Source organism: Nocardia sp. NPDC005978, from assembly GCF_040614455.1.
Taxonomy (GTDB): Bacteria; Actinomycetota; Actinomycetes; order Mycobacteriales; family Mycobacteriaceae; genus Nocardia.
Map to the genome: position 1 here is coordinate 61,132 of NZ_JBEXUS010000009.1, position 18,653 is coordinate 79,784.

At 69.3% G+C, this 18,653-nt stretch carries 14 protein-coding genes and 1 tRNA gene; 10 read left to right on the forward strand and 5 right to left on the reverse strand.

Features of this window, described 5'->3' with window-relative positions:
• Nucleotides 1-331 precede the first annotated feature (331 nt).
• The 3 genes from ABZ319_RS06110 to ABZ319_RS06120 all read left to right on the forward strand — a co-directional run bounded on the left by ABZ319_RS06110 (nucleotide 332) and on the right by ABZ319_RS06120 (nucleotide 2,070).
• Nucleotides 332-404 (forward strand) — tRNA-Ala (locus ABZ319_RS06110).
• Nucleotides 405-666: 262 nt separating this feature from the next.
• Nucleotides 667-1,089, forward strand: coding sequence for a DUF4189 domain-containing protein (locus tag ABZ319_RS06115; protein ID WP_354985225.1), 423 nt, complete (start codon nucleotides 667-669; stop codon nucleotides 1,087-1,089).
• Between the two features lie 552 nt (nucleotides 1,090-1,641).
• Nucleotides 1,642-2,070 (forward strand): nitroreductase/quinone reductase family protein, encoded by a 429-nt coding sequence (locus ABZ319_RS06120; RefSeq protein ID WP_354985226.1) that lies wholly within the window; start codon nucleotides 1,642-1,644, stop codon nucleotides 2,068-2,070.
• A gap of 64 nt (nucleotides 2,071-2,134) precedes the next feature.
• Here the strand turns inward: ABZ319_RS06120 and ABZ319_RS06125 are convergent, their stop codons facing one another.
• Entirely contained in the window at nucleotides 2,135-3,445 is a 1,311-nt protein-coding gene (locus ABZ319_RS06125; protein WP_354985227.1) for an FAD-binding oxidoreductase, read from the reverse strand.
• Between the two features lie 132 nt (nucleotides 3,446-3,577).
• Entirely contained in the window at nucleotides 3,578-4,504 is a 927-nt protein-coding gene (locus tag ABZ319_RS06130) for a TIGR03564 family F420-dependent LLM class oxidoreductase (RefSeq protein WP_354985228.1), read from the reverse strand.
• A gap of 1,218 nt (nucleotides 4,505-5,722) precedes the next feature.
• Between ABZ319_RS06130 and ABZ319_RS06135 the strand changes: the two genes are divergently transcribed.
• Both ABZ319_RS06135 and ABZ319_RS06140 read left to right on the forward strand, forming a co-directional pair.
• Nucleotides 5,723-7,312 (forward strand): glycosyl transferase family 39, encoded by a 1,590-nt coding sequence (locus tag ABZ319_RS06135; protein WP_354985229.1) that lies wholly within the window; start codon nucleotides 5,723-5,725, stop codon nucleotides 7,310-7,312.
• 229 nt (nucleotides 7,313-7,541) lie between these two features.
• Entirely contained in the window at nucleotides 7,542-8,711 is a 1,170-nt protein-coding gene (locus ABZ319_RS06140; protein ID WP_354985230.1) for an alanine--tRNA ligase-related protein, read from the forward strand.
• Nucleotides 8,712-8,827: 116 nt separating this feature from the next.
• Here the strand turns inward: ABZ319_RS06140 and ABZ319_RS06145 are convergent, their stop codons facing one another.
• Complete coding sequence (locus ABZ319_RS06145) at nucleotides 8,828-10,081, reverse strand: family 2 encapsulin nanocompartment cargo protein terpene cyclase (protein WP_354985231.1); 1,254 nt, start codon at nucleotides 10,079-10,081, stop codon at nucleotides 8,828-8,830.
• A gap of 204 nt (nucleotides 10,082-10,285) precedes the next feature.
• Here ABZ319_RS06145 and ABZ319_RS06150 point away from each other — a divergent pair, with 204 nt between their 5' ends.
• Together ABZ319_RS06150 and ABZ319_RS06155 are read left to right on the forward strand one after the other, a co-directional pair.
• Nucleotides 10,286-10,993, forward strand: coding sequence for an AraC family transcriptional regulator (locus tag ABZ319_RS06150; RefSeq protein ID WP_354985232.1), 708 nt, complete (start codon nucleotides 10,286-10,288; stop codon nucleotides 10,991-10,993).
• Between the two features lie 130 nt (nucleotides 10,994-11,123).
• A complete protein-coding gene (locus tag ABZ319_RS06155) occupies nucleotides 11,124-12,401 on the forward strand; it encodes an APC family permease (protein WP_354985233.1) in 1,278 nt (425 codons plus the stop codon).
• Between the two features lie 33 nt (nucleotides 12,402-12,434).
• Here the strand turns inward: ABZ319_RS06155 and ABZ319_RS06160 are convergent, their stop codons facing one another.
• On the reverse strand, nucleotides 12,435-13,982 hold the full coding sequence (locus ABZ319_RS06160; RefSeq protein WP_354985234.1) for a DUF4185 domain-containing protein: 1,548 nt from the start codon (nucleotides 13,980-13,982) through the stop codon (nucleotides 12,435-12,437).
• A gap of 164 nt (nucleotides 13,983-14,146) precedes the next feature.
• Here ABZ319_RS06160 and ABZ319_RS06165 point away from each other — a divergent pair, with 164 nt between their 5' ends.
• The gene (locus ABZ319_RS06165) at nucleotides 14,147-14,821 is read left to right on the forward strand and encodes a DNA alkylation repair protein (RefSeq protein WP_354985235.1); all 675 of its coding nucleotides are present in this window, start codon (nucleotides 14,147-14,149) and stop codon (nucleotides 14,819-14,821) included.
• Here ABZ319_RS06165 and ABZ319_RS06170 read toward each other — a convergent pair.
• Complete coding sequence (locus ABZ319_RS06170; protein ID WP_354985236.1) at nucleotides 14,812-15,528, reverse strand: hypothetical protein; 717 nt, start codon at nucleotides 15,526-15,528, stop codon at nucleotides 14,812-14,814. The genes ABZ319_RS06165 and ABZ319_RS06170 overlap by 10 nt on opposite strands.
• A 230-nt stretch (nucleotides 15,529-15,758) precedes the next feature.
• Here ABZ319_RS06170 and ABZ319_RS06175 point away from each other — a divergent pair, with 230 nt between their 5' ends.
• Nucleotides 15,759-16,943: a 4-hydroxybenzoate 3-monooxygenase gene (locus ABZ319_RS06175; RefSeq protein ID WP_354985237.1), complete on the forward strand. Its 1,185-nt coding sequence runs from the start codon at nucleotides 15,759-15,761 to the stop codon at nucleotides 16,941-16,943.
• 13 nt (nucleotides 16,944-16,956) lie between these two features.
• Nucleotides 16,957-18,642, forward strand: coding sequence for a methyltransferase (locus ABZ319_RS06180; protein ID WP_354985238.1), 1,686 nt, complete (start codon nucleotides 16,957-16,959; stop codon nucleotides 18,640-18,642).
• Nucleotides 18,643-18,653: the final 11 nt, after the last annotated feature.

Here is an 18,653-nt window from a genome sequence, read left to right on the forward strand (position 1 = left end):
AACCCACGCTGTCACCCCGAGGACCGGTTCCCGACCTTCCCCACCCACCGAAACCGAGCACCCTCCCACCGCAGGCACGTTCCCGAGCCTTCCCCACCTCCGATCGGATCCACCCCACTCACACGGCCGGCCACCTCCCCCACCCTCACTCCCGTCCCGCCGGCATCGACACCTCTCCACCGAACCCGGCCGACCCCGCCACGCTCCCCGATTCCACCCGTCGCCCCCACCCGTTCTCCAACCCGAGAAACCCCCCGTAACCAGCCGATTCGTTGACCGGCCAACCGACCTGCTAAAGTCTTCCATCGCAAGCCGGAAACGGCGAGCGGCTGGGGCTATAGCGCAGTTGGTAGCGCGTCTCGTTCGCATCGAGAAGGTCAGGGGTTCGATTCCCCTTAGCTCCACAGCATCGGAAAGCCCGTGGTCTCCCGGAGACCGCGGGCTTTTCCCGTTCCACCCGGGCCGGGCGACGAGCCCGCCCGCCGACGGATGACCCGCTCGAAGAACCTCCGCGCGAGCGGCGGCGGCGTAGGTCGGGGCCCCGGCGCACACGCTCGGCAGGCCCGAACTCAAAGACATTGAGCCTCAGCGGAACTCGCGATTTTGAGACTCCGATCACATCGTGCATGATCGCCGGGTACGAATTCGATTTGGGGAGTTATCAGAATGTCTTTCGCACGCAAGATCGCTGTGGGCGCCGCCGTCCTCGCCGCTTTCGCCACCACCACCGCGGTTGCCGGCACCGCCCACGCGGAGGGTGATTCCTTCGGCGCCCTGGCCGCGGTGATCGACGGCCCCACCGGCCAGATGGTCGGCTACGGCTGGGGCGTCGCCACCGACCCCGATTCCGCGTCGGCCACCGCACTGAACGAATGCGGTTCCTCGAACTGCAAGGTTGTCCTGACCTTCGTGAACGAGTGCGCCGCCATCGCCCGCTACAAGGGCCACCCCTCGATCTGGGCGGTGGGCCCGACCCGCGCCGACGCCGAACGCAACGCCGTAACCGCCCTCGGCCCCGACACCGGCTTCATGGGCGCCTTCAGCATCCCCCAGCTCGCGAAGTCGGCTTGCACGGCCAACACCCAGTAGGACTGCTCGATCGGGTCCCCGGGCATCGCCCCGGGGACTTCGATCGAGTGGGGCGGCATCCGACATCCTGCCGCGTTCCCGAACCTCAGCACGCGGCTGCGGCACGCGTGCCACCGAATCTGTAGTGCGACAAGACTTTCACGGTGGCACCGCACGCCGCCGGATGCACCCACTACCGGGCCGCCCTCGGCCGGCCGGCTGATACTCCGACGGTTCGGCATCGAAGCAATCGAGCCACTCGACCCCGAGTTCGTGGCGTTGTCGAGCGATGCTCTTTCTCCACTGAACCCAATTGGGGGCCGGTTGGCGAGCAGCACCGCGGCCGGGTTGCAGGAACGCCTCGGCGGGAGGTCAGGAGCTATGTCGAGGGTTCGGAGCACGCGGGACGGTTGGATCACGCGGCCGATCGAGGAAGTGCGCGGGGACATAATCGCCGTGGGGCCGCCTGCGGTCTTGATCCGGCGGGCGGCGGCCGACCCGAGACACGCGTGCCGACCTCCCACGACGTGCGGATCCGTGCCCGTGCCCGGCCGCGCCGGAAGAATCCGTGCCATGAGTGAGCCTCGTGACTGGAACAGCGAAATCATTGCCGAATTCCGGGAGAACCAGGGCCGGGTCGGGGGGCCTTTCGAGGGGGCGCCGATGGTGCTGGTCCACAACCGGGGGCGCAAGACCGGGCGGGAACTGGTGAGCCCCATGATGTATCTGGCCGACGCGGACGACGAGGCCGTTATCTACGTCTTCGCGTCCAAGGCGGGAGCGCCCACCAACCCGGACTGGTACTACAACCTCACCACCGCGGGGACCGGGGAGGTCGAGGTCGGGACCGAGCGGTACCCGGTCACCGTCACCGAGATCACGGGGGCGGACCGGGACCGGATCTACGCCGAACAGGCCGGGCGCTACCCGGGATTCGCGGGATACGCGGAGAAGACCGCGGGTATCCGGACCATCCCGGTACTGGCGCTGCGGCGAGTCTGAGCCCGGAAAACACCGCCCCGCCTTCGAGTTCGAAGGCGGGGCGGTGCTGTGAGTGCGTGGCCGCTCAGTCGTTGATCGGGAAGTTGGCGCGGACCACGTTGTGGGGATCGCGAGCCTGCTTGATCTCGCGGAGGCGGGTCAGGGTCTCGGGATCGAAGGCGGCGGAGGCGGACTCGCCGGGGGCCAGGAAGGTGTAGGGCTTCGAGCCGGTGATGTGGTCGGACAGGGCGTCGGTGATTTCGGTGAAGCGGGTGCGGATGTCGGCGAGCAGGTGCGGCAGGCCCAGGCCCAGGAGGTAGAGGGCGTAGGGCTCGGTGACGGGGCCGCGTGCGCCGTCGTGGGGGCTCGCGGTGGTGAGGGCGCCGCCGAGGGCGCGGAGCTGGATGTTGAGCAGCGGGGCCGTCGTCGCTTCGATCAGGGTTTTGACCACCGCGTCGCCGAGGTCGGTGAGCAGCTCGCCGCGTGAGAGCGAAGGGCTGGGATCGGTTGGCTCGGCGGTGATTCGGCCGATCTCGGCCGGGGTGAGGGCGCCCCGGGTATCGGCGATCACACCGTCGATGCTGTCGAGCCGCTTCGTCAGTTCGCGGCCTTCGGCGGCGTCGCCGAGGTAGGCGAAGTCCAGCGCCACCGTGGGCGCGGCCCCGGGAATCTGGTAGCGCTGCAACCACACCGAGAGTTCGGCGGGCGCGTCCGCGGTGAGTTCGGCGAACAGGTCGAACGCCGCGGCGGTGCGGTCGGCGGACCACATCACCCGGCCGCCGTACAGCCGCGGCAGCGGGAACAGCTCGAACTCGAGGTCGGTGACGACCGCGAAATCGCCGCCGCCGCCACGCAGTGCCCAGAACAGGTCCGGATCGGAATCCGCGGTGACCCGGGTGCGCGTTCCGGAGGCGTCGGCGATGCCGAAGGCGCGCACCGCGTTCGAGGCCCAGCCGTACTTGCGGGCGAACCAGCCGAAGCCGCCGCCGAGGGTGTACCCGGGCACGCCGACCACCGGGTTGCTGCCGGCCAGTCCGGTCAGGCCGTGCGCGGCCGCGGCGGTCTGCACCGCGCCCCACTGCACGCCCGCGCCGACGCGCGCCACCCGGCGCTCGGCGTCGATCTCGATGTGGTTCAGGGCGGCGGTGCGCAGCAGGATCGCGTCCTCGATCCCGCCGGTCGCGCCGTGCCCGGTCGTCTGCGTCACCACCTGCCGCCCCGCGCCGGCGGCGTACCGCACGGCCTCGGCCGCGTCCTGCGCGTCCGATACGTTCACCACGGCCGACACCGGCTGTGTCACAGCGACGTTCCACGGCCGCGCCGCCTCGTCGAACCCCGCGTCGCCCGGCAGCAGCACGCCGCCGCGAATCATTCCCCGCAGATCCTCGATACCCATTCCTCTGTCCTGTCTCGTGTCGACCGGTGCCGTTCTCGGCTTCACAGGGTTGACGACGTACGGCCGGCAAGTGTGACACGGCGGCGAAAACGGGCCGGGCGACCGCGATTCGGCAGGGCAGCGGCGGACGAGCTAGGCGGCGGGCACGCGGTCGGCGGCGAGCCGGCCGGCCAGCGCCCAGGTGCGCAGTTCGTCCTCGGGTGTACCGAGGTCGGTGCTGGTGAGCACCACTTCGGTGGCTCCGGCGTCGTAGTAGCGCTGGATCCCCGCCGCGACGGCCTCCTCGTCACCGATGAGCGCGAGATCGACCGCACGGTCGGCGCCCTCGAGGTCGATGACCCGGCGATAGGACGGAATCCCTTCGTAGAACGCGAGTTTGCCCACCGCGGCGGCCCGGAGCGCCTCGGGATCGGCGGTGACCACGGCCGGGACGAAGGCGACCACACGCTGCGGCTTGGCAGCTGCCCGGGTGAGCGCCGGGACGATGTGCTCGGCGAGGGTCCGCGGCCCGGCGAGATACGGCAGGATCCCGTCGGCCAGTTCACCGGTGACCCGCAGCGCCTGCGGACCCATGGCGGCCACCAGCACGGGCGTCCGCGACTCGGCTCCGGGCACGGCGGTCGGCAGAGCGGGTGTGGCGGTGAGGAATTCACCCGTGAATCCGGCCGCCTCGTTGCCGAGCAGGCCGGTCAGCGCGGTCAGGAATTCTCGCAGCACAGCGATGGGCCGGTCGAACGGGACGCCGAAGGCGCCGGACACCAGCGTCGATCCCACGGCCAGTCCCAGGTGATACCGCCCGTGGGTGGCGGCCTGCGCGGTCTGGGCCTGCGCGGAGACGATCAGCGGGTGGCGGCCGGTGACCGGAATGGCCGAGGTGCCGACCTGTAGCCCGGGCACCTCCCGGCCGGTGACAGCGGCCAGCAACGGCGAGTCGTAGTCCATGCGCTGCCCGAACCAGACGGCGCCGACGCCGAGTTCGTGCACCGTCCGGGCACGGGCCACGATGGCATCCACATAGTTGTCCGCGTCGGTGGCGGCGAGTGCGATTCCGAGAGTCATACCCGGGGAACAGGACGGTGCGGCACACTGTTCCGCCGAGGCCCAGATGAAATCAGTTAGAACACAACTGTTTTCGCCGCGGCCTGCCTCTGGTCGAATCGGGAGGACCTGTGCGGTGCGCGATTCGGTTCGACACCGCCGTTCAACACCGCCGTCCAGGCAAGGGCAACAACCTGATCCCACCCCCGACCGCGTCCCGCGTGGGAGACCGCCCCGCGACGTCCGATCGCGTCGTGCCCCATTGGCTCGGCCGGCGACTGACGGAATCGAGCGGAACCCGTTCACGCGGAGCGATCCCGGCCCCAGAGCGGGCGGCGATCCCAATGCCGAGGCGGCGCAATCGTTCCCGCGCACCCCGGCCGCGCGGTGACCCCGGGGCGGGCGAGCGCCACGACCCCGGGCGAGTGCCGCCCGCACGCACGGGCTCGGCTACTGTGAGAGGCGGATAGGGGGAATGAATCGGTCATCGTATCGGCCGGTGGGGGGCGTGATCGAGGAGCGGGTGTACGTTCGGACCGGCGAAGTGCGCCGTCCACTTCCGTTCGCACTCCGAGTGACCGGTTGAAGCTAAGACCGTCACCAATTCGGTGATGCCCGCATTTGCATGGCAATTGAATGGGCAAGCCCCCAAAACCATGGGCTCAGGGTGAAACCTTGCAGATCACGGAACGAGCACGGCGGCTTCCGGAGCGCCGCGCCGAAGCGGCATGCGCAATTCCCGGAAGTGAATAGATACTGGCGAGTAGGGGGATTCCCGGTTTCCGGGGCTTGAATCTTGGAGCGGTTGCTGTGGAACAGGCATGCGGGCGTCCGAGTGCGTTCTTCACCACACCACCGCCCCCGGTTCAGCACGCTCACCAGCCGAGTTCGAGCCGCTACCACACCGCGCCCCACTATTGCCAAATCATTGCTGATCAGCACGGAATTTAGCGGAGGCATTCATCTCACGCGCCACTCATGACCCGGGTCACATTGGCAAGCCTGGCCTACGCTACCAATTGAAAGCAATCCGCTATTGCCGCTATCGCCAGAGCATTTGCGCACTCTAGTGATAAGCACTAACGTTTCGCAAAACTGCGCAATCCGACAGGACCGCGAGCGCCCAGCGCTCACATTGTTCGCTGCCGGGAGGAATCGGTTCACCAGCGAACAGAGGGTGACGCCACCTGCGCAAGGTGACGTCGAGCGCGTCGATCGGAAAGTTGCAAGGGGAAGTACATGACAGCCGTACTTGCGGTTCATACCGAGCCGGAAGCAATTCCGGCTCCCCATCCGCGGTTCGCCTGGCGCGAAGTCGCGCTCGTCGCGACGCTCTCCGCGGTGGTGCTGACCGTGACGGCGGGCCGCTACGAGTTCTTCGGCGACGAGCTCTACTTCCTCTCGGCCGGGCGCAGGCTCGACTACACCTACGCCGATCAGGGCGTCGTGGTGCCGTTCTTCGCCTGGCTCGCCGACCTGGCCGCGCCGGGATCGACGATCGCGCTGCGCTTTCCCGCGGTGGTGATGTGCGTCGGCGCGATCGTCGTCTCGGCGCTGATCGCCTACGAGCTGCGGGCCGATCGCCGGATCCAGCTCGCCGCGGCCTTCACCTACGCGACCACCAGCCTGATCACCACCCAGGTCGCGCTGAGCACGTTCTCCTTCGACGCCACCCTCACCGCCGTGATCACCTGGCTCTTCGTGCGCTGGGTGCGCGTCCGGCAGGACTGGCTGATCGTGGCCGCGGGCCTGGTGGCCGCGCTGGACATGCAGGTCAAGTGGATGGTCCCGCTGGTCTGGGGTTGCCTGGGCCTGGGCGTCATCCTGTGCGGTCCGCGCGAGATCCTGCGCCGCCCCGCGCTGTGGGTGGCGACCGGCATCCTGGCCCTGTCGCTGGTGCCGATCCTCTACTGGCAATCGCAGAACAACTGGCCGCAGCTGGCGATGGGCAAGATCATCGGCGCGGAGCAGGACGCCACGGGCTTCGGTCCGCTGGGCTTCATGCCGCAGTGGCTGGCGCTGGCCGGCATGCTCGGCTCGGTGCTGATCGGCTTCGCGTTCTGGGGCGTGTGGAAGCAGGAATCGCTGCGCCCGTACCGCTTCGTCGTGGTGGCGCTGGTGATCATGACCACCTTCGTGATCGCCACGCACGGGCGGCCGTACTACCCGACCGGTTTCTTCCCGGCCATGTTCGCGATCGGCGCGGTCACCCTGTGGCAGTTCGACCGCAGACGGTGGATGAACATGCTGCTGGTTCCGATCGTCGTGTTCTCCGCGCTGACCTACGTCCTGGCGCTCACCATGCTGCCGCTGTCGCCCTCGTGGCGCACCCAGACCGAGGACGCCATCGACCTGGGCGTGCGGTCCGGCCTGTTCGGCACCACCAACTGGACGACGCTGGTCGACACCGTCGCCGACGGGTACGAGACGCTGACCCCGCAGGAGAAGGAAGACGCGGTCATCGTCTCGCAGGGCTACTGGCAGGCCGGAGCCGTCGAGGAGTTCGGCGGCAAGCACGACCTGCCCGATGTCTACAGTCCCAGCCGGGGTTTCGGCTTCTTCGGCCCGCCGCCGGACTCGGCCACCACCGTGATCTACTTCGGGCTCAATACCGCCGAGGCCGATCTGCGCTCGCGGTTCGATCGGGTCGAGCGCGTGGCCGAACACGACGATCCCATGGGCATCCCGGGCATCGACCGCATGATCGCGGTCTGGAAGTGCAGCGGCCCGAAGCAGCCGTGGTCGTCCATGTGGGACACCATGACCACGCTCTACTTCGACCTGGGCCACTGGCAGGATCCCAACGCCACCACCCGTCCCATCCGCTGAGCCACCCCGCCGAAATTCGGTCGTCCCACCCGTGCGGTCGTTGCTACGGTGGGGCCATGCAGGTCAATCAACGCAGCGCTGTCGCGGCCGCACGAGCTTCCAGCTCGCCGGTCGCCGCTGCCTGACCTGATTCTCCCCGCCGCGCGACCGGAAACGGTCCGCTGTCGGTGTGCCTGCCGTACCTGGTATTCGGGTCGTTTCCGGTCGTCTTCCCCTCGATGGAGCAACCGTGATCACGACCGATCAAACCGTCCGGACCTTTCTCGACTTCTTCCGCGACCGCGGGCACCGGTTCACTCCGGGCGATTCGCTGGTGCCGCCGCCGGGCGATCCGGTGCTGTTCACCACCTCGGGCATGCATCCGCTGACCCCGTACCTGCGCGGCCGTCCGCATCCGCTGGGCCGGCGGCTCACCAATCTGCAACGATGCCTGCGCACCACCGATCTCGACGAGGTCGGCGACGACACCCATCTGACCGTGTTCGAGATGCTCGGTTCGTGGTCGCTGGGCGACTACGACGGCTCGCGGAGCCTGCGCTGGGGGCTGGAACTGCTGCGCGACGGGTTCGGCATCGATCCCGGGCGGATGCACGTCACCGTGTTCGGTGGTGACGACGAGGTCGGGCCCGATCACGAATCCTGGGACACCTGGGGCGAACTCGGCCTGCCGGTAGAGCCGACCACGCGGGAGAACTGGTGGTCGGGGCCGACCGGGTTGTGCGGCCCGGATTCGGAGTTCTTCGTCTGGACCGGCGCGGGAACGCCGTGCGGGACACCGACCACCGACGACCGCTGGCTGGAGGTCTGGAATCACGTCATGATGCGCTACGTCCGGCATTCCGACGGGAGTCTGGAGCCGCTGGAGCGGCCCGGGGTCGACACCGGGCTGGGGTTGGAACGCCTGGTCCGGGTGCTGGGGCACAGCGATTCCGTCTACGGGATCGACCTGTTCCGGCCGTGGGTGCGCACGCTGCCACGACTCTGGGACACGCTGGACGAGCGGTCGGTGCGGGTGCTCTCGGACCATGTGCGCTCCAGCATCGTCATTCTCGGCGACGGGGTCGTTCCCTCCCCCACCCGGCGCGGTCATATTCTGCGGCGACTGCTGCGCCGCACCTTGACCACGCTGTGGCGGGACGATCCCACGCGCACGCTGTCCGACCTGCCGGTGGAGCTCATCGACCACACCCTGGATCATTTCGGGCAGTCGATGCGGCCGGACGATGTTCGCACCCTGCTGCTGAACGAGGAGCGCGGGTTCGAGCTGCTACTGCGACGCGGGCGGAAAGTACTGTCCCGCGGTCGCTTCGGCGGATCGCTGACCGAGGACGACTACCGGTATCTGCACGATACGCACGGGCTGCCCCGGGAGCTGGTGACGTATCTGAATGGCGAGTGACGCACGGGGACAACGCGATTCGGCATACCCGGAAGGTCGCACCGTTCGGCAGTCCCGGATTCCCCTCGCCCGCACCGAAATTCTGTGCGGACGAGGGTTTTCCGTCGTCTGCGATCTCAGCGATACCGGGGATTCGTGTTGTGCCACTCGAAGGATCCGCCCATCCAATTGCGGACGCCGTGCAGGAACAGCTGCAGTTCCGGGGACGGAATCGCGCGCAGGGCAAGGTGTCCGGCCTCGAACTCGCGGACCATCCTGTTGTGCAGCTCCACGGTGATCTCCACGGCGGTCGCCACCGAGCAGGCGCGGTCGGCGGCTATCTGGAGCACCATGTTGCAGACGGGGTTCTCGTCGGCGGCGTCCTTCTTCACCGACAGCAGGTCGTTGACCAGGACCGCGATCGTCCCGGCCTGGAACGCGGCGCGGCGGACGCGGTCGTCGTAGAAGAGGTTGGCCGGGAGTTCGTAGCCCGCGACGGGGTCGATGAGGGTCATCGAGGTGTAGAAGCTGTCGTGCTGACGGGCGGCGAGATACTCCCAGGCCGTGGGTGATTGGCCGGTGTGCCGCCACGCGGCGTAGGCGGTCCAGGACACGAACATCGAGAAGGTGGCGTAGCAGGCGCGCTGCACCTGGTCGGGGGTGGCGTGCCTGCGCAGGTGCGAGACCGCGGAACCGAAGGCGCGCAGCACCTTGTCCTCGCGCAGCACCTCGTTCAGGGGCGTGCTGAACTCGCCGGCGTCCGGGACCGGATCCAGGGCCGCCATGGCCAGGGTGAGGCGCTGCGGGAGCCGGGTCGGTTCCGCGCCCAGGGCCGAATCGTCGGCGTAGTAGTCGTCGGCCATCCACCACGCGGTGTTCATCTGCGCGGCGACGAGCAGGCGGTCCGGATCCTCGGAATCGGTGTGGGTCAGCGTGACCAGGCGGCCGTATCCGGTCCGGCGCAGTTTGCCGACCTCGTCCTCGGTGCAGCCGATCGACGCCGCCCAGGCGGCGAGGCGATCGTCGACCTCCGCGGCGAGGCGATCGTCGACGCGGGCCACCGGTGCGCAGTAGAGCGGGGGGCCGGAGCCGTCGCCCCATTCGACCAGCCGATACGGTTCGATGTCGGCGGTGGGGCGGCGCAGCGGGATGTGAAAGGCGCTCTCGCCCAGGCGTTGTACGCCGGGTGCGCAGTGGTCGCCGGAAGCGGTTGCGGCGGTGGCGGGTTCGGTTTCGGCGTCCGGGGGGCGTGGTGAGAATCGGCGGGCGAGCTGGGTGCCGAGCCCGCTCGGCCCGTTCAGGATTCCGGGCGGAATCTCGCCGAGCGCATCCGCGGCCGCGCCCGCGGCGGGGGCGATCTCACCGGTCACTGCGTTATCAAGGCTTGTCATCGTGCTTCTCCCGCCGTGCGGATCATCAGGTGGCAAAGCGTTGGTAGTGGCATCTCGACTATCGGACCTCGGGCCGCGCCGCGTGGGCGTTTTGCTCGGACGCGGGGCAGATGCCCGTGCGTCGCCGCGGCGGGGCGCGGTGGCGCTACCCTGGCGGAAGTGCGGATCGAACCGGTTAGCCCGGCGCGAACGCCGGTGGCATGGATGCGACCCGGGCATATCGGATACGTAGGACCGGATCTCGGGGTCGACCGGCATGCGCCCGCGGTCGCGATGCTGAGCGTCGGGCTGGACGCGCCACTGGAACTTCACACCGGCGCGCACGGGGTGATTCGCACGCGCAGCTCGTTCGCCCCGGCGCGCACGCCCCATCGCATCGTGGCCACCGCGGGCTGGATTCTCGCGCTGTTCGTGGAGCCCGCCGGTATTCCGGCCATCGCGGACGAGATGAACCGCACGGCAGGCCCTTTCGGCCTGCACCACCGCCGCGAGCGGGAGCTGATCCGGCTGTGCGCCGCCGAGCGCCCCGATCCGGATCGGATCTACCGGCTGGCGATCACGGGCGAGGCCCGGCCCGCCGATCCGCGAATCGAGGCGGTGGCGAACGCGATTCGCGCCCACCCCGCCCGCACGTTCCGCGCCGATCGGGTCGCCGCCGGCCTCGGCCTGTCCACCACGCACTTCCTGCGGCTGTTCGCCGAGCAGTACGGCACCACGTTCCGTGGGTACCAGCGCTGGGTTCGCATGTCCCGCACCATTCGCGACGCGATAACCGGCACCGACCTCACCCGCTCCGCGATCGACGCGGGCTTCGCAACCCCCTCCCACTTCAGCGAGACCTTCCGCGACCTGATCGGGCTGCCCGCCACGACCATGCTCCGCGCCGGAATCCGATTCGACCTCGGCGAATGATCGACCGAGGCGCGGCGGACCCGGGCCCGCCGGCGCCGCAGCGGCATCCGCCGACCGGGCCCACGACGGCGGCACCGGCCGGAGGGTCGCTCGGGGCGCGCGAGCTGCCGGTTTCGGCGAGACTCTTGGCATGGCGCCCAGTACTGCACCGACGCCCGCGAGCGGCGAACTGCGCCGCCGGTTGGGGTTGACCGACGCGGTCGTGATCGGACTCGGGTCGATGATCGGGGCGGGGATCTTCGCCGCGCTGGGGCCGGCGGCGCGGGCCGCGGGGTCGGGGGTGCTGCTCGGGCTCGGGATCGCGGCGGTGGTGGCGTACTGCAACGCGACCTCGTCGGCGCGGCTGGCGGCCCGGTATCCGGTGTCGGGCGGGGCGTACGTGTACGGACGGGAGCGACTCGGCGAGTTCTGGGGTTTCCTGGCCGGCTGGTGTTTCGTGGTCGGCAAGACCGCGTCCTGTGCCGCAATGGCTTTGACGGTGGGCGCGTACACCTGGCCGGAGCACGCGCACGTGATCGCGGTCGCGGCGGTGGTCGCGCTGACGGCGGTGAACTATCGCGGGGTCGAGAAGTCGGCGCTGGCGACCCGGATCATCGTGGCGGTCGTGCTGGCGGTGCTCGCGGCGGTGGTCGTCGCGGTGTTCGCCTCCGGCGCCGCGCACGCCGACCGCCTGGAGACCGACTCCGACCTGACCGTCCTGGGTGTGCTGCAGGCGGCGGGCCTGCTGTTCTTCGCCTTCGCGGGCTACGCCCGCATCGCCACCCTCGGCGAGGAGGTGCGCGATCCGGCCCGCACGATCCCGCGCGCGATTCCCCTCGCGCTGGGCATCACTTTGCTGGTGTACACGACCGTCGTCGTCGCCGCGCTGAGCGTTCTCGGCCCGCAGGGCCTGGCCACCGCGACCGCCCCGCTGACCGAGGTGGTCGACGCCGCCGGCGCATCGTGGCTCGCGCCCGTGGTCCGCGCCGGCGCGGTGGTCGCCGCCCTCGGCACCCTGCTGGCTCTGCTCCTCGGCGTCTCGCGCACGACCCTGGCCATGGCGCGGGACCGCTTCCTCCCCCACGCCCTGTCGGCCGTCCACCCCCGCTTCGGGGTTCCCCACCGCGCCGAACTGGCGATCGGCCTGCTGGTCGCCGCGACCGCCGCGACCGCCGATCTCCGCACCGCGATCGGCTTCTCGTCCTTCGGCGTCCTTCTCTACTACGCGATAGCCAACGCCGCGGCCTGGACCCTCACCCCCGCCGAAAACCGCCCGCCCCGAGCGCTTCCCGCGCTCGGCCTCCTGGGCTGTCTGACCCTGTCCTGCACCCTCCCCACCCCCGCGGTCCTGACCGGCGCGGCGGTGGTAACCGTCGGAGCCCTGCTGTACCTGATCCGAAAAGCTGTGCACACCAACGATTCCCACTGAGTGACCCGCGGCCGTCGAACCGGCCGCCGCGGGTCACTTCAGCGTCGCGTGCATCAGGTAGACGTTGTAGCTGTTCCAGGCGGACATCGTGAAGTAGAGGTCCTTCGCGGTGGACCAGGGGTGCAGGAAGCCACCGTAGGCGGTGGGATAGTCCTCGGTCGTCAGCAGCGTGGTGGGGGGTGACCAGGCGCCCTGGGGTTCGGCGGCGGTGCGCAAAACTATCGACTGGGTGGCCGAGTCCAGGTAGACCATCTGCCATCGGTCGGATTCGCGGTCGTAGCGGATCGAGAGTTCACTGGCGGTGCCGGAAACCAGTGGGGTGGCGCGGAACTCGTTCGCGCCGTCGGCCGCCACCCAGGTGCCGTCGATCCAGTACTGGTAGGCGGATTTGTTCAGGACCTGCGTCGCGGGGACGCGGCCGAGGCCGATCGTGCCGAATCGGCCGTTGGGCGTGCCGAACATGTAGACGTAATCGCCGTGCGGGACCATCGTCGCGACCTGGAAGCGGCCCGCGCCGAACAGGTTGTCCCAGCGCGCCCATTGGGATTTCGTCCAGGTGCGGCCGTTGTCGTCGGACCACGCGATGCCGCCGTGGTTGGTCCACCACATGCCCGGTATCTTGCTCCAGCGATTGATCGACATGTACGTCAGGTACTGGCGGTCGCCGACGGCGAACCCGGAGGTGGGAATGGTGGTGTGCTCGAAGTTCTTGATCTTGCGGCTGTCCAGGATCTCGGTCGCGTGGCAGCTGCTGTCCTGGACGAAATCGTCCAGGATCAGGCCGGCGGACAGGTCCGGGTTGCTGCTGTAACCGATGACGTTGCTGCGCCAGTCCTGCTGATCGGTGCCCGCGCCGATCGGTTTCCAGCCCTTGCCGAAGGTGTCGCCGAAGACGACCGCGACCTGGCCGGGCCTGGTCTCCCACATCAGTCCGAGATCGGTGCCGTCGACCGACCAGCGCATATCGGTGCGATTGGGCGACCCGTGCCCGGTCACCTGATTGACCAGCCGCACCGAGTCCAGCTGTGGCGCGGCCACCGGAGCGGCGGCGGGCGCGGGGGCGTCGGGCTGCCGGGCCGCGGCGGGCGGTTCCTGCGGCTCGGGGCCCTCCCCGCCCGGGACCGGAATCGGGATCGGCTCGGGATCGGGTTGAATCTCCACCCGCGGCAGGCTCGCCCCGCTCCCGCTCCCGCTGCCGGGATCCGTGGCCGGATTCGCGGGCGCGTCGGACCGGACCTCCGGGCACGGGTTCGCGCACGGGTCGGACGGCAGGGCCACCGGGTCGATGCGGGTGGCGTCCGGCTTCGGGCCGGGAATCTGCACGGGGACCAGCTGCGGCACCGGTACCGGGATCTTGATATCCGGTTGCGGCGTCACCGATCCGGGCTGGGGCTGCCGGGCGAGCGGGTCGAATCCCGTCTCCCCGCACTCGTTCACCGGCGGGGCGGCCCACGGCCGGGTCGGCGCCGCGAGGGCGGGCGCGGCCGGGACCAGCGCGACGCCCAGGGTGAGCACACCGGAGAACGACAGCGCCGCAACGACTTCAGGACGCGACAGCAATCGGCGAGGCCGGAATCCCATGGGCGCGCTTCTCCTAATCAAAGATCAAACCGCCCCACTCTATCCAGCCGCCCGGGAATGTTCAGCCCGGAACCGCCGCGAGTCCGCGAACACCGGGGCGCGCAGGTCACGCGGGCGGGCTCGTAGGCTGGACCCGGTCGTACGTCGAGGAACAGGAGGCCGGGATGCCCGAGGTGACGGTGGCCGAGGTCGTGGCCGAACTGCGGGCGCTGGACGAGCCGAAGGTCCGGGCCGTCAACGAGCGCCACGGTGACGATCACGGGGTGAACCTGACCAAGCTGCGGGCGGTCGCCAAGCGCCTGAAGACCCAGCCGGACCTGGCGCGGCAACTCTGGGACACCGGGGACGGCGCGGCGCGGCTGTTGAGCATCCTGATCTGCCGGCCCAAGGCCTTCGACCGCGACGAGCTGGACGTCATGCTGCGCGCGGCGCGGACGCCGAAGGTGCACGGGTGGCTGGTGAGTTACGTGGTGAGCAAGAACCCGCACGCGGAGGAATTGCGGGTGGCGTGGCTGGCCGATCCGGACCCGGTGGTGGCGAGCGCGGGGTGGGCGCTGACGGTCGAGCGGGTGGCGAAGCGGCCCGCGGGACTGGATCTGCCCGGACTGCTCGATGTCATCGAGGCCGAGATGAAGGACGCGCCGGAACGCCTGCAGTGGGCCATGAATCACTGTCTGGCGCAGATCGGGATCGAGAGCCCGGAACTGCGCGCGCGGGCCGTCGACATCGGTGAACGGCTCGAAGTGCTGAAGGACTACCCGACCGCACCGGGGTGCACCTCACCGTTCGCGCCCAGCTGGATCGGCGAGATGGTGCGCCGGAAGGCCGATCAGAAATAGACGCCGGGGAAGCAGTAGCCCGTGACGAGCTGGCGGTCGCCGTAGCGCACCGAGTTCGAATCCCAGTGCGCGCCCATGCTTTCCACGAAAGTCCGCGCAACATCGAGATCGGCGCGATCGGCGACCAGGATCAGCGTGCCGTCCTCGGTCAGGGAACCGCCGCCGAGGCGGTCGCGCGCCACCGGATCGGCGAGCAGCGCGTCGTGGAAACGGGCGAGGTCGACGCCGGGCACCCGGACCAGGAAGCCGTCCGCGCGTTCGTGATCGGCGGGCAGGAACTCGATCCCGAGCACCGCTTCCTGCCCGTACCGCACCTTCAGGTCGTCGGCGATCCAGCAGAGGTTGTCGCGGCCGGTGCAGGCCAGCTCGAAGCGGCGGGCCGGCTCGTAGGTGATCCGCTGCGAATCCTGGGACCAGAAGACGCCGTCGACGGGTTCGGAGTGCACCGTCAAGCCGAGTTCCATTGCCGCGGTGAGGTTCACCTCGAGCTCGAACTGGGCCAGGGGGTCGTTCAGCCGCGGGTCGGCGGGATCGGTGATCGTGGCGGTGTTCCAGGTGCCGAACAGTTCGGCGGTGGGCCGCAACGGATCCGCGGGATCGCACGAGGCGGGCCCGTACGCCGCGGCGGTATCGGAGCCCGCGGTGAGCAGTCCCCCGGTGAGCGTGATGACGGCCGCGAGCGCGGCGGTGAATCTGGCGATGATCATTTCGGTCGTTACCCCTCTCGAGAGGGTCGAGACACGGCGTCTGCCTGAACGAACGAGAACACTCGAAGTGTATTGCGATGGGGCCGCCGCCATTCGAGAACGGCCGCGCCGACCCGCGATACGAACCGCTCGGTCGGGATTCCGTGCAGGTAGAAGGCTGGAATCACGCCGCGACACGCGGCACGACGCAGCACGGTCCAAGGGCCCGAGTTGATCTAGGCTCCGATCCCATGTCTGTGGGGCGGAGCGATCACACCACCGAGGTCCTCATCCTCGGAGCCGGGCCGGCCGGTCTGGTACTCGGCAATATCCTGCAGGCCGCCGGAATCACCACGGTGATCCTGGAGCGCGGCGGTCGCGCGCACATCGAGCAGCGTGCGCGTGCCGGATTCCTGGCCCCCGGCAGTGTCGCGGTGCTGAGCGCCCACGGCCTCGACGCCGGTCTGCGGGCGCGCGGGCGCACCCATGAGACCTGCGAATTCCGCAGCACCACCGATCGTTTCGAGCTGTCCTACGGGCAACTCGGACGGCGGGAAGTGCACACGGTGTATCCGCAACAGCAGCTTGTCACCGATCTGGTAGCAGAATATCTGCGACGCGGTGGAGAACTGCGTTGCGACACGACCGCGGAGCAGATTCTCGACCATCGCGGGGATCGGCCGCGCGTGCGAGCGCGCACGGCCGACGGCGGCGAACTCCATTTCACCGCAGGCTACCTCGCGGGTTGCGACGGCGCGCGCGGCCTGGCCCGCGCGACCATCACCACGCCCCGGTCCACCTGCGAGTACGGCATCACCTGGCTGGCGCTGCTGGCCGAGGCGCCCCCGACCAGCGACACCGTCATCTACGGCGTGCACCCCGACGGCTTCGCCGGGCAGATGCCGCGCAGCCCCGGCATCACCCGCTACTACCTGCAGTGCGCATCGAACGAGGAGCCGAATCAGTGGAGTGAGCAACGCATCTGGGAGTCGCTGGCCGCCCGGCTGGGCGCCGAGCGCTACGGGGCCCTGCGCGAGGGGCCGATCATCGAACGCGGGCTGGTCCGGCTGCGATCGGAGATCCTCGATCCGATTCAGCAGGGGCGACTGTTCCTGGTGGGCGACGCGGCCTCTTCGATCAGCCCGTCCGCCGCCAAGGGCGCCAATCTCGCGATTCTCGGTGCGCAGACCCTGGCCCGGGCGCTCACCGCGGCGTTGCGGTCCGCCGATGATTCGGCGCTGCAACGCTATTCGGACGACTGCGTACCGCGTATCCGGCGGGCGCACGAGTTCTCGCACTGGATGATCGGGCTGCTGCACCCGCCCACCGGACCCAATCCCGGTTTCGAACGCGAGCTACAGCGTGCCCGGTTGCACAGCCTGGCCGGCTCGAGAACACATCAGGACTTCTTCGCGGAGAACTACGTCGGCATTTGACACAGGAGGATGCGTGACCCGTTCGCTGGCAGTACCGTCCCGGATGGATTCGATCGACAGCGAACGCTTCGGCGCGGCTGTGCGATTCGTCAGAACCCATGACACCGCCGCGGTACTGGCCGAGATGTTGCCCGAACTGACCGCGGCCGAACACGCGGCGGTGGCGGGGCATTGCACATTCGCGCATACGGCGGTCCTGGTATTCCCCGAAGACGCGGGGGAACTCGACAAGTTGTTCACCGCGCACGGCCTCGTCCCCGTCGCCGACGGACCCAGCACCGTCGTACGGCGCAGACTAGCCGTGCGGCACGGCGTCCGGGACGACCGGTTGCCCGTCCGCATCGTCCGGGCGGACATTCCGGCCGCTGACGGAAATGATTGTGAGATAGAGGTTTTCGTGCTCATGGGCCAGCACGATCAGATCGCGGCGGTCGAGCGGGCCGACTCCGCCGAATCGCATCTCGCGCTCGCCACCGGCGAGATCGACGACATCACCCTCAACGGCCTGCGGGCCGTGCTGACCGGTCGCGGCAAGATGCGCTCGGACGGCGGCGGTTACAACCCGCACGAGGACGCGACGATTCTCTACTTCGCGTGTACGAGCGGGCGAGCGCTGTCCTACCGGCGGCTGGAACTGCATGTGGCGGGCCACCATCCGGAGGTGCTGGGCACGCATCTGGGCGAGACCCAGGAATCGGGCCATCGCCTGCTGCGCCTGCTGACCGGGGCGTGGACCACCCAGGCGCTGGCGGTCACCGCCGAACTCGGCATCGCCGACCGGCTCGCCGTCGCACCGGGGCTCCCCGTCGCCGAGCTGGCCACCCTGACCGGCACCGATTCCGACGCGCTCGGCCGTCTACTGCGATACCTGCACGATCTGGAGGTCGTCGAGCCCGCCGGGCCGGGGTTCGCGCTCACCGACACCGGGGCGCTGCTGGCGAATGAACGGGAACATTCGCTGCACGCGCTGGCCCGGTTGTACGGCGGAGCCTTCTACGAATCGTTCGGGGCGCTCGACTTCGCGGTGCGCACCGGGAACACCGCGTTCGACGAGCATTTCGGCAGGCACCATTTCGAGTACTTCGCCGCGGATCCGAAGCGGGCGGCGCTGTTCGACAGTGCGATGGCGGCCAGTGCGGCGATCTTCGGACGGGTCGGGCATCTCATCGATACCGCCGCGGCGCACACGGTGGTCGACGTGGGCGGCGGCAACGGTGAGCTGCTGGCGCGGGTGCTCTCGGTGAATCCCGAACTGCGCGGGGTGCTCTTCGAACGCGAGAGCACACTGGACCGCGCTCGCGTCACCTTCGAACGGGCGGATGTCGCGGGCCGGTGCGAGCTGGTCGCGGGCGACTTCTTCGGTACGGCCGTGCCTTCCGGGAGCGATATCTACCTGCTCTCGCGGGTGCTGCACGACTGGGCCGATGCCGAATGCGATGCGATCCTGCGCCGCTGCGCCGCCGCGATGACCGCGGACGCGCAGCTGTACATCATCGAAAGGCTGCTCCCCGAAGATGATTCACGGTCGTTGACGCCGGCCTGGGATCTGCACATGCTCTGCAATGTCGGCGGGCGCGAACGCACCACCACGCAGTTCCGGGAACTGCTGGGCGCGGTCGGCCTGGAAATCACCACCTGTGACGAGTTGCCACTGGGCTTCGCGCTGCTGCGCGTAAGGCACACTCGCACCGCTCGATAACCACCGGCTCC

Excerpts from the sequence above, each read along its gene's own strand:
- ABZ319_RS06155 (WP_354985233.1), top strand. The coding sequence starts at position 11,124 with ATGGCGCCCAGTACTGCACCGACGCCCGCGAGCGGCGAACTGCGCCGC.
- ABZ319_RS06165 (WP_354985235.1), top strand. The coding sequence starts at position 14,147 with ATGCCCGAGGTGACGGTGGCCGAGGTCGTGGCCGAACTGCGGGCGCTG.
- ABZ319_RS06125 (WP_354985227.1), bottom strand. The coding sequence starts at position 3,445 with ATGGGTATCGAGGATCTGCGGGGAATGATTCGCGGCGGCGTGCTGCTG.
- ABZ319_RS06135 (WP_354985229.1), top strand. The coding sequence starts at position 5,723 with ATGACAGCCGTACTTGCGGTTCATACCGAGCCGGAAGCAATTCCGGCT.
- ABZ319_RS06130 (WP_354985228.1), bottom strand. The coding sequence starts at position 4,504 with ATGACTCTCGGAATCGCACTCGCCGCCACCGACGCGGACAACTATGTG.
- ABZ319_RS06160 (WP_354985234.1), bottom strand. The coding sequence starts at position 13,982 with ATGGGATTCCGGCCTCGCCGATTGCTGTCGCGTCCTGAAGTCGTTGCG.
- ABZ319_RS06170 (WP_354985236.1), bottom strand. The coding sequence starts at position 15,528 with ATGATCATCGCCAGATTCACCGCCGCGCTCGCGGCCGTCATCACGCTC.
- ABZ319_RS06145 (WP_354985231.1), bottom strand. The coding sequence starts at position 10,081 with ATGACAAGCCTTGATAACGCAGTGACCGGTGAGATCGCCCCCGCCGCG.
- ABZ319_RS06175 (WP_354985237.1), top strand. The coding sequence starts at position 15,759 with ATGTCTGTGGGGCGGAGCGATCACACCACCGAGGTCCTCATCCTCGGA.
- ABZ319_RS06120 (WP_354985226.1), top strand. The coding sequence starts at position 1,642 with ATGAGTGAGCCTCGTGACTGGAACAGCGAAATCATTGCCGAATTCCGG.
- ABZ319_RS06150 (WP_354985232.1), top strand. The coding sequence starts at position 10,286 with ATGCGACCCGGGCATATCGGATACGTAGGACCGGATCTCGGGGTCGAC.
- ABZ319_RS06115 (WP_354985225.1), top strand. The coding sequence starts at position 667 with ATGTCTTTCGCACGCAAGATCGCTGTGGGCGCCGCCGTCCTCGCCGCT.